This window comes from Gallibacterium genomosp. 1, from assembly GCF_001678575.1.
Classification (GTDB): domain Bacteria; phylum Pseudomonadota; class Gammaproteobacteria; order Enterobacterales; family Pasteurellaceae; genus Gallibacterium.
In genome coordinates, this window is record NZ_JTJP01000002.1 from 1 (window position 1) to 13,312 (window position 13,312).

A 13,312-nucleotide genomic window follows, 5' to 3' on the forward strand; every position below is an offset into this window, starting at 1 on the left:
GATTACTCTAACCATTTAATTCATCTTTTATTTTACTCCTAAAAATAGGGTAGAGGAAACTCAAAAAGTTTTAGATTGATCACAAAATCGTATTAAAATCAAAAAAATAAATTTCAATAACAGAATATTATTTGATACATATCAATTTTTATATTTTTTGTAACATTTTATTAAAAACTTATTTTTTGATTTACCGACAAAAACAACTTTTTATTCCTTTGATGAAGTCATTTTTTATAGACAATACCTTCTTTTTTTGTTATTTTTATTGCACATTTTTTCAACGGATTTTTTAAAATCTTACGGTCAGTATATGTTTAAATTTAGTTTCTTAGTAGCGCTGTTTTTTTGTGCTTTAACTTCTAATAGTTTTGCAAACAAAAACCCTCAAATCCCTAGCCAATGTCAACAATTATTCCAACAGACAGAAGAACTCATTTCAGAAGCAGAAAAACAACCCGGAACTCATCTACAGATTGCAAACATCAAAAACAAACTATCCGAAAGCAAACAAAAAATCTTACAAATGAGCGTTGAACACCAAATTAAAAGTTGTGATAAAGGATTACTTGCATTAAATAATATGAAAGGGAAAGAAGAATAATTAATCAAAAAGATTCTATTATAGCCAATAGAATCTTTTTCTTTAAAAAAATAGAACAAATAAGTTTTTAGCAGAAAAACAAGTTTAATAATATTTAGTTGCTAAAATTATTTATATTTTGATCGTATTATTTTTATTGTTTGTACAGTGCTTAATAAACAGAAAATTTGGTAGTAGCTATTTTTTATAGTTACTACCAATTTTTTAGTCATAATCAACCGAGTTGTTGCTCAAAAGCGACTCAAAGGCTAATGCTATAAGACTTCAAGCCACTTTTTCATCCGATTCCTTTTAAATGTTAATTTATGTTTTAACTCACAGAAAATATCTGAAATACTTCTTATAAGTTAAAGAGTTGAAAGAGAGTCACTCTTCCAAATTAAATGGTATTAGCCATAAACCGTGTGTTTTCAGACATTGTTAATAAAACAATCCACAGCTAGCATAAATCTGTTTTTTCTTGTTTTGCGACTGCTGCCTCCAAAACTTGGCGAGTTGTCATCGTACTATCAATTTTAATATAAGCACATTGATCTTCAGGAATGATAATAGCTTCATAAACCCCGGTTTGTCGTAAGAAAAAATCTTTCCATACATCATTATTACGACATTCAGTAAGTTCAGTAAGTCCAGTAAGCCGAATACGCAAATTAGCCAAATATGGGGGCTCATTCATCGTAAAAGCAAGCGCGAGCCATAAGACCGCCAACAGCATTGCTGTTAGAAACAATACCTCTGTGCCAAAATGCCCAACAATCCAGCCGCCGATACTTCCTCCGGCGGCAGCACCAAAAAACTGGAATGTCGAATAAATTCCTAACGCTGTGCCTTTGCTTCCTGCAGGTGCTTCTTTACTAATAAGGGAAGGAAGCAATGCTTCCATAAGATTAAAGCCGATAAAAAACAATAAAGTTCCAAGAATAAGCACCCACAACTGATTATCTGCACACCATAAAGTTGCTTCAGCAGCAATCAAGATCATAATACAGAGCAAGAAAACAACCTTCATTTTGCGTTTAGTTTCAGCAATAATAATCCCCGGAACTACACTTACAAAAGCAATCAACATTGTGACAAGATAAATCTGCCAATGACGATAAGCTGGAAAACCGGTCTGCTCAAAACAAAGAGGTAAAGCAATAAAAGTTGTCATCAACAAACAATGCATACAGAAAATACCAATGTTAAGTTTCATTATCTGTGGTTGTTTTAATACCTCTTTCAAACAACCTTTAATCACTGCCGATTCACTGTTACGTATGTGATATTGACTTTTTGGAATCACTGTTATGGTTAAGAAAATCCCGCCTGTAGCCAATACCGCTATAAACCAAAATAACCCTTGTAAACCAATCTGGTAGGTAATGATAGGTCCTGTCACCATAGCAACCGCAAAAGTAATACCAAAAGATACACCTATAAATGCCATTGCTTTAGTACGAATCTGTTCACGTGTCAAATCGGATAATAATGCCATTACCGCCGCAGAAATTGCACCACTACCTTGTAAGGCTCGCCCAATAATCACTCCCCAAATTGAGCTAGACAAAGCAGCAATGATGCTACCAATCACAAAAATGGATAACCCTAAAATAATTAAAGTTTTACGTTCTATCTTATCAGACCATAAACCAAAAGGGATTTGAAAGATCGCTTGCATAAAACCATATATACCAATAGCTATACCGATAAGAATCTGATTCGCTCCCTGCAAATGCATTCCATAAGTAGTTAATACTGGTAATACCATAAACATTCCAAACATACGTAAGGAAAAAATTGTACCAAGTCCCCAAGTAGCTTTACGCTCTTCAACGGTCATACAATTATCATTATTAAGCACTGTTTTATTCATACTATTTTTAACAAAATTAGGAAAATATAAAAAATCTGCCCAAAGGACAGATTTTTTATATGATGCTGAGTAAGTTTATCAAACAATTAATTGGTCAAACTAACAATTGAATGTGCCGGAACCATAAAATCAATAGACATCATAATATTTAGGGTACAAATAGCAATGATAGAAAAGACAAACAATTTTCTTGCCCAAACATAATCATTATTCTCTGATTTATAACCCGATAATGCCATACATAACCACCACACACTTACAGCAGTGGCTACCACAAGGTATTTATAACCGGCATAACCACCTATTGATAACATAAGTGCAGCAAACATAAAGGCTATGATATACAGCAAAATATGATGCTTAGCAACAGCAATACCTTTTACCACTGGCAACACAGGAATATTGGCTGCTTGATAGTCCTTGAAACGGAAAATCGCAATAGCATAAGAATGTGGCATTTGCCACAAACTAAAAATAGCTAATAAAATCAATGCACCCGTATCAAATTCATTACTTACAGCACAATAACCAATAACAGGTGGAGCGGCACCAGACAAACTACCTATGAGCGTACCATAAACAGAATGGCGCTTCATATAAAGGCTATACACAAACACATATACCACAAAACCCATAACAGCCAGCCACATAGCTAGAGGATTGGCGCCAAAATAAAGGATAGCAAATCCTAAAACGCCTAATACTATGGCTAAGGTAAACGTAGTATGTACTGATACTAAACCTTTAACTAATACACGATTTTTAGTACGTTCCATTTTGCGATCAATATCACGATCAATCAGATTATTAAATGCACAACCTGATGCGACTACTAATGACACACCAAGAATCGTATAAGAAAACAGCGTATGATCCATATGCCCTTTGGCCGCTAACAGAAACCCACCGACAACCGAAATAAGATTGCCGATGATAATTCCCGGTTTGGTAACTTGTAGGTAAGATTTAATCATAGTAAACCCTATTAGCCTGCCATCATATTGGCATTCAAACTCCACATAATCCAGATGGATAATGCCACCAATAATAGAATCACAATTGCGGTAAAAATAAATGATATGAGATTCCAGCGTCCATCTTCAGAAGTTCCCATATGCAAGAAACAGACAAGCTGAACAATTAGCTGTATCACAGCAGTGACAGCAATAATTACCAATAATGATATTTTGGATGCACTGCCATTCATCACCATCAGGAATGGAATTAATGTCAAAATAACAGATAAACCAAAACCAATAAGATAGCTTTTAACACTACCGTGTTCAGTAGTGGCATAATCGTGGTTATCGTAACTCATAGCAAGACCCCCATTAAATAAACAACGGAAAAGACACAAATCCAAACAATGTCAAGGAAGTGCCAGAATAAACTTAAACACATTAGACGAGTACGGTTAACCGCAGATAAACCGCGTGTAACCACCTGAATCATCATCACCACCATCCAAATCAATCCGGCAGTAACATGTAAACCGTGTGTACCGACCAAGGTAAAGAATCCGGAAAGGAAACCACTACGATCAGGCCCTACACCTTGTGCAATTAAATGGTGGAACTCATTGATTTCCATACCAACGAAAGCAGCACCAAATAGGAAAGTTACTACTAACCATAATAAAACCTGCCTAACATTATTGCGATTCATTGCTAAAACAGCAAACCCATAAGTAATGGAACTGAATAACAATAGGAAGGTTTCCACTAATACATAAGGTAACTCAAAAATATCTTTGCCGCTCGGTGCCCCTGCTGTACCTGGTAACAACACGATATAGGTTGCGAACAGACAAGAAAAGAGAATCAAGTCGCTCATTAAATAAATCCAAAACCCGAAAACTTTAATCGGCCCAGTATCGTGGTGTCCTTGATGGACACCGTTATGTATTACAGTATTTGTTGACATTATTGCAGCCCTGCTTGAGATAATTCTTTAAAGTGTTTATTTTCAATCGTTTCAATTTGATCGACAGGAACATAATAATCCACATCTTGATCGAAACTTTTAGCAATCCAAGTAACAACCATACCGACGAAACTCACGATTGCTAACCACCAGATATGCCATATCATTGCGAAACCGAAAATCATAGTAAATACAGCAATGATGACACCCGCAGCGGTATTTTTCGGCATATGAATAGGGGCATAAGTTGTTGGTTTAGCATAAGCCACACCTTTTTCTTTGTTATCCCAAAAAGCATCACGCTCTTCTACTCTAGGAGTCACCGCAAAATTATAGAAAGGTGGTGGTGAAGAAGTTTCCCATTCAAGAGTACGTCCACCCCAAGGGTCGCCGGTGGTATCTCTGTTTTTATTTCGATCACGGATAGATACACCAAGTTGAATAAACTGACAAGCAATACCCAAAGCAATAATCACTGCACCAAGTGCTGCTACGCCGAGTAATGTATGATATTCAGGATCAATTTGTTGGCTTAATCGGCGAGTCATTCCCATAAAACCTAATGCATATAGCGGTAAAAACGCAACAATGAAACCGATTTGCCAACACCAAAATGCACGTTTACCCCATTTTTCGTTTAAAGTAAAACCGAATGCTTTAGGGAACCAGTAGTTCAATCCAGCAAAGAGCCCGAACACCACACCACCAATAATAGTGTTATGAAAGTGAGCAATTAAGAATACGCTGCCGTGTAACACAAAGTCAGCAGCCGGTACTGCCAATAGCACACCTGTCATTCCACCAATAGCAAAGGTCACAATAAAACCAATAGTCCATAACATCGGTACACTAAGTTTGATACGCCCTTGATACATCGTGAACAGCCAATTGAAAATTTTCACCCCTGTTGGAATGGAAATAATCATTGTTGCTATACCAAAGAAAGCATTAACATTTGCGCCTGATCCCATAGTAAAGAAATGGTGTAACCAAACGATGAAAGACAAGATAGTAATACATACTGTCGCCCACACCATTGAGGTATAACCAAACATTTTCTTACGAGAGAAAGTAGCTGTAACTTCCGCATAAACCCCAAACATAGGTAACACCAGAATATATACTTCCGGATGGCCCCACGCCCAGATTAAGTTGATATACATCATCATATTGCCACCCAAATCATTGGTGAAGAAATGGGTACCCAAATAACGATCTAATGTAAGTAAAGCAACGCTTGCGGTTAAAATCGGGAATGAAGTTAAAATCAACACGTTAGAACAGAAAGAAGCCCAACAGAAAATTGGCATTTTCATCAAGCTCATCCCCGGTGCACGCATTTTGAGGATAGTGGCAATAAAGTTAATCGCACTTAATGTCGTTCCTATACCCGATATCTGTAACGTCCAAATCCAATAATCGACGCCCACATCAGGACTATATTGCAATTCCGACAATGGCGGATAAGCCAACCAACCGGTTTTAGCGAACTCACCAATCCCCAAAGAGAGGTTAATCAAAACCACACTAACAGCGGTAAACCAAAAGCCTAAATTGTTTAAAAACGGATATGCAACGTCGCGAGCACCAATTTGCAATGGAATAACAATATTCATTAAACCGATCACAAACGGCATAGCTACGAAGAAAATCATAATAACACCGTGAGCCGTAAAGATTTGGTCATAGTGTTCCGGTGGCAAAAAGCCTGCGTAGCCCCCTGATGCTAAAAACTGCTGACTACGCATCATAATTGCATCGGCAAAACCACGTATTAACATAATGATAGCTAAAAAGATATACATAATACCAATACGTTTATGGTCAACAGTCGTAATCCAGTCACGCCATAACGGCCCCCACAATTTAAAATAAGTTAAAGCGATAATGACAGCAATACCGCCCAAAATAATACCGCTAACCGTTACCATCACAATAGGTTCATGAAACGGTATCGCGTCTAATGATAATTTTCCTAACATAGTTATTCCTTCGATGCTTATTTAACTATTCAGTAATTGCGACTGATGACTCATTATGTGAAATATGTGTGCTATGCCCTTGCATATCCAGCTTATGCATATGCGGACTACCAAATTTTGCCATAATGTCATAAAAGAGATTCGGAACTACACTGGAGAAATATTTCGGCTTATCATATTTACTCGGGATAGCGACTTGATTATATGCATCCATAGTGTTCAAAGAATCTGGTGACTGTTTCACTTTAGCGACCCAATCTGCAAAAGAGGCTTCATCCGGAGTAGCAATCGCGTTGAATTTCATACCCGAAAATCCTGAACCACTATAACTCGCAGAAATACCTTTATAAGTACCGGGTTCATCAGCGATCAAATGTAGTTTAGTCTGCATACCAGCCATCGCATAAACTTGGCTACCCAATTGTGGAATGAAGAAAGAATTCATCACAGTATCTGAAGTGATTTTGAATTCTATAGGGGTATTTTGTGGGAAGGCAATTTCATTCACCGTCGCAATGCCTTGCTCAGGATAAATAAACAACCATTTCCAATCTAGAGAAACGACTTGAATAGTGATTGGTTTATTCTCATGTTCTAATGGGCGGTATGGATCAAGTGAATGGGTGGTTTTCCAAGTGATGGTTCCTAAAATAAGGATAATGATGACAGGAATTCCTCAAACCACCATTTCGATCTTATTGGAATGCGCCCAGTTTGGAGAGTATTTCTCTTTTACATTGCTTTCCCGATATTTTCTGGCAAATACGATTGCCATTATGATTACCGGAATCACGACAAGCAACATTAAACCGGTTGCAATCAGGATGAGATCACGCTCCGCCATCCCGATTTGACCTTTAGGATTGAGCAATACAGCATTCTCACAACCACTTAATAAAAAAGTGGCACAGATAAGTACCAAGCTCCATTTGGTCTGTTTACTACTCAGTTTCATAAAAAATAACCTCAATACAGAAACAAACTAAAGTTTTAGAGAATGAAGCACAAAATGTTTATGCTGGCAGATAAAATAACAGCACTTTTACATATGTAATCATGACTCTGCTTCTTAGGATGATATAAAAATGGAGCAATATATCAACATTTCATTAATATTTTTGTCATCTTTTTTATTAATTTTTATAATTTAAATGTATTTTTTAATTTTATACATATTAATTTAACATAGTTTGATAAACGAGGAGGTAGAAGAGATTTAAGGATTTGTACAGCTGTACAATTGATAGTAAATACTAAGAATACATATAGTTATACTCATCCGCACACATTATGTGCAAAGAGGTTGACAAAATGTATAATTGATAAAAACAAAAAAGCTCGAAAACAGGTGTTTTCGAGCTATACAAAAACGTAAAAAAATTATCGACGTAAACCTAAACTTGCGATTAATTTAGTATAACTGTCTAAGTTAGAACGTCTTAAATAATCTAACAATTTACGACGACGAGAAACCATCCCTAGTAAACCACGACGACCATGGTGATCTTTTTTGTGAACTGAGAAATGTTCTTGCAAATGGTTAATTTGTGCAGTTAATAATGCAATCTGAACTTCTGGCGAACCAGTATCTTTTGCATCACGACCGTATTCGGCGACGATTTTCGCTTTTGCTTCAGTACTTAGAGACATAAATAAACTCCTAATAAAGTTAAATTAAAACACATCGTAGCCGATCTCTAATCCAGCCACGATAAGAGTCGCATATTCTACCTTTTTACTATTGCAATAGCAAATATTTACCTTCATATTTCTGTGCTTAATTTGTTAATACAAATTCTTCCGGTTTTTCCGGTGGAATAATCTCTATTTCCGCACTATTCTGTATACCGCGTGGTAATGGAGTGCCTTTACGACCACGTTCACCGTAATAATGTCTGATTTCTTTCGCATCCAAAGTCACTTTACGCTTACCGGAACGGAATATCAAAGAACTGCCCTCTTCAATTACAAATAATCTCACCAACAACTCCTCTCTTGCTTTTGCTTTCGCAGCAGGAATATTGATAATTTTATTTCCTTTTCCTTTTGATAACTCCGGCAATTCACTGAGTGGGAAGAGTAACATTTTGTTCGCTGAAGTAATTGCCACCAATAAAACCGATTTGTTTTCAATCACTACAGGAGGCAACACTTTTGCATTTTCAGGTAATGAAATCGCCGCTTTACCTGCTTTATTACGAGTGATTAAATCTTCCGTATTGCAGACAAAACCATAACCGGCATCAGATGCCATTAATAGTGCTTGTTCTGCTTTCGGCATCAATAGCTGTTCTATCATTGCGCCTGTCGGCAATGTTAATTTACCGGTTATCGGTTCTCCTTGTGAACGAGCAGAAGGTAAAGAAAGGGGATCCAAACTATAACTCCGTCCTGTGCTATCAAGGAAAATAACCTGTTGATTAGAACGACCACAAACGTGGGACAAATAATTATCTCCCGCCTTATAACTTAAACTTTTTGGATCAATATCGTGTCCTTTGGCACAACGAACCCATCCCATTTCAGAGAGAATCACCGTTACTGGCTCTACCGGTACTAAAGCGCTTTCAGAAATCGCTTTTGCCTCCTCGCGCTCAACAATTTTCGATAATCTCGGGCTGGCATATGTTTTTGCATCTTGCTCAATCTCTTTTTTGATTAATTGATTCAAACTTTTATCTGAAGATAATATTTTTTCCAGTTGTTTACGTTCCTGTTCTAATTGTTGTTGTTCCGCTTTTAATTCAGTTTCTTCCAATTTTGCCAAATGACGCAAACGTAAATTCAAAATCGCTTCAGCCTGAGCTTCTGATAATGCAAATCTCGACATTAACTCCAGTTTAGGTTCATCTTCATTGCGAATAATATGAATAACTTCATCAATATTTAAGAATGCAATTAACAACCCTTCTAAAATATGCAATCGTGATAAAACCTTATCCAAACGATATTGCAAGCGACGAGTGACCGTTTGACGACGGAAACTGAGCCATTCCGTTAAAATCGTATATAAATTTTTCACTGCCGGTTTACGATCTAAACCGATCATATTCATATTGACACGATAACTTTTTTCTAAATCCGTAGTAGCAAACAGATGCGCCATGAGTTCATTTTCATCAACTCGATTAGAACGTGGAACAATCACCAATCTGGTTGGATTTTCGTGATCCGATTCATCTTTAACATCATCCACCATTGGCAATTTCTTATTGCGCATCTGTGTTGCAATCTGCTCAATAATTTTAGCACCTGAAGCCTGATAAGGCAGTGCAGTAATTACAATTTCACCGTCCTCTTTGCTCCATACTGCACGCATTTTTAGCGAACCTTTACCATTTAAATAGATTTTTCGCAAATCCTCTTTAGGCGTAATAATTTCTGCCTCTGTTGGAAAATCTGGAGCTTTAACAATATTTAATAATTCATCCATTGAGACATCTGGATGATCCAACAATAAAATTAATGCTTGAGCAATCTCATTAATATTATGTGGAGGAATATCGGTCGCCATTCCAACAGCAATTCCGGTAGTACCGTTCAATAAAATATGTGGTAATCTTGCCGGCAAATATTGTGGCTCATCAAGGGTACCGTCAAAATTTGGCTGATAATCGACCGTTCCTTGCCCCAATTCCGAAAGCAATAATTCTGAAATTTTTGATAAACGAGATTCGGTATAACGCATTGCCGCAAAAGATTTCGGGTCATCCGGTGCCCCCCAGTTTCCTTGCCCATCAACCAGCGGATAGCGATAAGAAAACGGCTGAGCCATCAATACCATTGCTTCATAACAAGCGCTATCGCCGTGCGGATGGAATTTACCCAGTACATCCCCGACCGTACGCGCCGATTTTTTATACTTCGCACTCGCATTCAAACCTAATTCGGACATCGCATAAATAATACGACGCTGCACCGGTTTTAAACCATCGCCGATAAATGGCAATGCACGATCCATAATCACATACATTGAATAATTGAGGTACGCATTCTCCGTAAAATGCCCTATCGGCATCTGCTCAACGCCTTCGTAATTAATTGTACTCATCTCTCTTTACCAAACTTAAACGTTTAACTCTGCGTGATCGCCTTTTTCTTGTAACCAGTTTTTACGATCATCCGCACGTTTTTTCGCCAAAAGCATATCTAACATTTCTAATGTATGATCCATTTCGTTATCACTGCTTTGATTCGGTTGATAAACTAGCTGAACCAAACGTCGTGTATTTGGATCCATCGTCGTTTCACGTAATTGCAAAGGATTCATTTCGCCTAATCCTTTAAAACGCTGAACATTAATTTTACCCTTTCTGGATTTTAGACGTTCCAAAATTGCCTCTTTTTCATTTTCATCTAAGGCGTAATGCACCTCTTTACCTAAATCAATACGGTATAATGGTGGCATCGCAACATAAACGTGCCCTTCTTCCACTAATTTAGGGAAATGACGCAAAAACAATGCACATAATAAGGTAGCAATATGCAAACCGTCGGAATCCGCATCCGCTAGAATACACACTTTCCCATAGCGTAATTGAGATAAATCATCAGTATCAGGATCAATTCCTAATGCCACGGCAATATCGTGAATTTCTTGTGAACCTAGCACTTGATCACCAGCCACTTCCCAAGTATTAAGAATTTTTCCACGTAATGGCAAAATCGCCTGATATTCACGATCTCGGGCTTGTTTTGCTGAACCTCCGGCAGAATCACCCTCCACCAAAAACAACTCAGTTCGATTCAAATCCTGTTGGGTACAGTCTGCCAATTTTCCGGGTAATGCCGGACCGCTCACTAATTTTTTACGCACCACTTTTTTCGCACTACGTAAACGACGTTGTGCCGAAGCAATTGCCATTTCTGCCAACTGCTCCGCTTGTTGAATATGTTGATTAAGCCATAAACTAAAACTATCCTTGACTACACCGCTAACAAATACGGCACTCTGACGAGAAGATAAGCGCTCTTTTGTCTGTCCAGCAAATTGCGGATCCTGCATTTTTAACGACAAAATATAAGCACAACGTTCCCAAATATCATCCGCCGTTAACTTGACACCGCGTGGCAATAAATTACGAAACTCACAAAATTCTCGCATCGCATCTAACAAACCTTGACGCAACCCATTAACGTGTGTCCCTCCTAATGGGGTAGGAATCAAATTGACATAACTTTCGCCAATAATATTACCTCCCTCAGGTAACCAGAATAAAGCCCAATTAACAGCTTCGGTATCACTTTTAAATTCACCGATAAACGGTTGTTCTGGCAAAGTGGTTACTCCATCTACAGCTTCCAATAAATAATCAGAAAGACCATCCTGATAACACCAGCGCTCTTCCGTTTGATTAACTTTATCAATAAATTTTATTTCCAATCCCGGACAAAGCACCGCTTTAGCACGTAACAAATGACGAAGACGTGAAACAGAAAATTTTGCAGAATCAAAATATTTAGCATTCGGCCAAAACCTTACAGTCGTACCGGTTGTACGTCTTCCGCAAGAGCCAACGACTTCCAATTCTTCTATTTTTTTACCATCGGAAAAAGCGATATGATAAATTTCACCATTACGTTTAACAGAAACATCAACGCGTGCAGAGAGAGCATTTACAACCGAGATCCCAACACCGTGCAAACCACCAGCAAACTGATAGTTTTTATTCGAGAATTTTCCACCAGCATGCAGTTTAGTTAAGATCAACTCAATACCAGAAATTTTTTCTACAGGGTGAATATCCACCGGCATTCCTCTCCCATTATCAATCACTTCTAAAGATTGATCCGGATAGAGAATAACCTCAATTTTAGTAGCATATCCAGCTAAAGCTTCATCAACACTATTATCAATAACTTCTTGACCAAGATGATTAGGACGGGTGGTATCAGTATACATTCCGGGACGTAATTGCACCGGTTCAAGATCCTTCAGAACAGTTATATCATTCGCATTATAAATATTTTCACTCATCTTTTTTCTGTCGCTGTTGATTACAAAGCGCAAATTCTAGCATTTTTTTAATAGCGAACAAAGGCATCACCTTTCCGTATTTAGTTATGCCGTTGCTAAATAAAGCACGATCAAAAAATAGAGGGAAATAACAAACTCGATTAAACCAATCTGTTTTACTGATAATTTGTATTTTGGTAAAAAAATTGCGCGTATCATTGGTAACAGATAAGCCAAGACAACACCAATATTAACAAACAAGCCAATAACGACACACAGTATATGAAATAAACAAGAAAGATAATAATAATACGGATTTTTCCGTTCTCGCATTACGCTTTTCACATATAAAGTCGTGCCAACAAAAAAGAGTGTAGGATAGAACGCAATTGAAATCATATTTTGATCCCATTTTTGTTGCGAAAAGAAATAAGCCGCCATTCCAGCAATCGCAAAAATCAAAATAGCAGCAATATCATTCAATAATGCTCGCTCATTTTTCTGCCTTGTATAGTAAATATTGATTAAAACAAATGGTAGCATTGCACCTAAAAAGCAAAGAATACGAGGGTTATACCATAAAGGCAAAATAGCAAACATCAAACTCGCCCCTCCATAAATAAAGGTCCAACGGCGATACAGTGCCAAATTTCTGCCTTTAAATAACGCCAGAAACGGATAGGTCATCAAATAGAGTGAAAACCAAGCAAGCAGAAGAAGCCAATGCAACCAAATCGGTTTAGAAAGTAGCATTCCATATAAAAAAGGCAATAATGCCATCACAATCGCTCCGTGTTGATTAGAAATTAACGGTTTCATCAAAAACTCCTTAATAGTTGAAACATCGCTATGCAGGGCGGTAGAATGTGGCTCATTTTCGGGGAGTTCCCCTTCCAAATCAGTGTAAAATTCATAGAGCAACACTTTATCGATTGTTCTATTAATTGAAACTCATTTTACCCTTAAAATAATTCGTCAGCTATAACTTAAAG

At 37.4% G+C, this 13,312-nt stretch carries 12 protein-coding genes; 1 reads left to right on the forward strand and 11 read right to left on the reverse strand.

What is annotated here, in order from left to right; translation table 11 throughout:
- Nucleotides 1-313: 313 nt before the first annotated feature.
- Complete coding sequence (locus QV04_RS00220; protein WP_065230493.1) at nt 314-604, forward strand: DUF5339 domain-containing protein; 291 nt, start codon at nt 314-316, stop codon at nt 602-604.
- A 439-nt stretch (nt 605-1,043) separates the two neighbouring features.
- Here QV04_RS00220 and QV04_RS00225 read toward each other — a convergent pair whose 3' ends face one another.
- From QV04_RS00225 to QV04_RS00270, 11 genes are all read right to left on the reverse strand, one after another.
- Entirely contained in the window at nt 1,044-2,426 is a 1,383-nt protein-coding gene (locus QV04_RS00225) for an MFS transporter (protein ID WP_065230494.1), read from the reverse strand.
- Nucleotides 2,427-2,545: 119 nt separating this feature from the next.
- On the reverse strand, nt 2,546-3,433 hold the full coding sequence (gene cyoE / locus QV04_RS00230; protein WP_065230495.1) for a heme o synthase: 888 nt from the start codon (nt 3,431-3,433) through the stop codon (nt 2,546-2,548).
- A gap of 11 nt (nt 3,434-3,444) precedes the next feature.
- On the reverse strand, nt 3,445-3,777 hold the full coding sequence (cyoD, locus tag QV04_RS00235; protein WP_039174010.1) for a cytochrome o ubiquinol oxidase subunit IV: 333 nt from the start codon (nt 3,775-3,777) through the stop codon (nt 3,445-3,447).
- Nucleotides 3,774-4,382, reverse strand: a complete 609-nt coding sequence (locus tag QV04_RS00240) for a cytochrome o ubiquinol oxidase subunit III (protein WP_065230496.1) — start codon at nt 4,380-4,382, stop codon at nt 3,774-3,776. The genes cyoD and QV04_RS00240 overlap by 4 nt, the downstream gene beginning before the upstream one ends.
- Nucleotides 4,382-6,364 carry a cytochrome o ubiquinol oxidase subunit I gene (gene cyoB / locus QV04_RS00245; RefSeq protein ID WP_065230497.1) on the reverse strand — a complete coding sequence of 661 codons (1,983 nt, stop codon included), beginning with the start codon at nt 6,362-6,364 and terminating at the stop codon, nt 4,382-4,384. The genes QV04_RS00240 and cyoB overlap by 1 nt, the downstream gene beginning before the upstream one ends.
- A gap of 25 nt (nt 6,365-6,389) precedes the next feature.
- The gene (locus QV04_RS11715; protein WP_231924134.1) at nt 6,390-6,905 is read right to left on the reverse strand and encodes a COX aromatic rich motif-containing protein; all 516 of its coding nucleotides are present in this window, start codon (nt 6,903-6,905) and stop codon (nt 6,390-6,392) included.
- 135 nt (nt 6,906-7,040) lie between these two features.
- Nucleotides 7,041-7,319 (reverse strand): hypothetical protein, encoded by a 279-nt coding sequence (locus QV04_RS11720; protein ID WP_231924135.1) that lies wholly within the window; start codon nt 7,317-7,319, stop codon nt 7,041-7,043.
- Nucleotides 7,320-7,744: 425 nt separating this feature from the next.
- Nucleotides 7,745-8,014: a 30S ribosomal protein S15 gene (gene rpsO, locus QV04_RS00255; RefSeq protein ID WP_021461325.1), complete on the reverse strand. Its 270-nt coding sequence runs from the start codon at nt 8,012-8,014 to the stop codon at nt 7,745-7,747.
- A gap of 127 nt (nt 8,015-8,141) precedes the next feature.
- The gene (gene parC, locus QV04_RS00260; protein WP_197494770.1) at nt 8,142-10,415 is read right to left on the reverse strand and encodes a DNA topoisomerase IV subunit A; all 2,274 of its coding nucleotides are present in this window, start codon (nt 10,413-10,415) and stop codon (nt 8,142-8,144) included.
- 15 nt (nt 10,416-10,430) lie between these two features.
- On the reverse strand, nt 10,431-12,341 hold the full coding sequence (gene parE, locus QV04_RS00265) for a DNA topoisomerase IV subunit B (RefSeq protein WP_065230499.1): 1,911 nt from the start codon (nt 12,339-12,341) through the stop codon (nt 10,431-10,433).
- 84 nt (nt 12,342-12,425) lie between these two features.
- Nucleotides 12,426-13,139 carry a YwiC-like family protein gene (locus QV04_RS00270; RefSeq protein ID WP_065230500.1) on the reverse strand — a complete coding sequence of 238 codons (714 nt, stop codon included), beginning with the start codon at nt 13,137-13,139 and terminating at the stop codon, nt 12,426-12,428.
- Nucleotides 13,140-13,312 lie beyond the last annotated feature (173 nt).

Coding starts and splice junctions, on each gene's coding strand:
- rpsO (WP_021461325.1), bottom strand. CDS start 8,014: ATGTCTCTAAGTACTGAAGCAAAAGCGAAAATCGTCGCCGAATACGGT.
- cyoB (WP_065230497.1), bottom strand. CDS start 6,364: ATGTTAGGAAAATTATCATTAGACGCGATACCGTTTCATGAACCTATT.
- QV04_RS00240 (WP_065230496.1), bottom strand. CDS start 4,382: ATGTCAACAAATACTGTAATACATAACGGTGTCCATCAAGGACACCAC.
- cyoD (WP_039174010.1), bottom strand. CDS start 3,777: ATGAGTTACGATAACCACGATTATGCCACTACTGAACACGGTAGTGTT.
- parE (WP_065230499.1), bottom strand. CDS start 12,341: ATGAGTGAAAATATTTATAATGCGAATGATATAACTGTTCTGAAGGAT.
- cyoE (WP_065230495.1), bottom strand. CDS start 3,433: ATGATTAAATCTTACCTACAAGTTACCAAACCGGGAATTATCATCGGC.
- QV04_RS00270 (WP_065230500.1), bottom strand. CDS start 13,139: ATGAAACCGTTAATTTCTAATCAACACGGAGCGATTGTGATGGCATTA.
- QV04_RS00220 (WP_065230493.1), top strand. CDS start 314: ATGTTTAAATTTAGTTTCTTAGTAGCGCTGTTTTTTTGTGCTTTAACT.
- QV04_RS11720 (WP_231924135.1), bottom strand. CDS start 7,319: ATGAAACTGAGTAGTAAACAGACCAAATGGAGCTTGGTACTTATCTGT.
- parC (WP_197494770.1), bottom strand. CDS start 10,415: ATGAGTACAATTAATTACGAAGGCGTTGAGCAGATGCCGATAGGGCAT.
- QV04_RS00225 (WP_065230494.1), bottom strand. CDS start 2,426: ATGACCGTTGAAGAGCGTAAAGCTACTTGGGGACTTGGTACAATTTTT.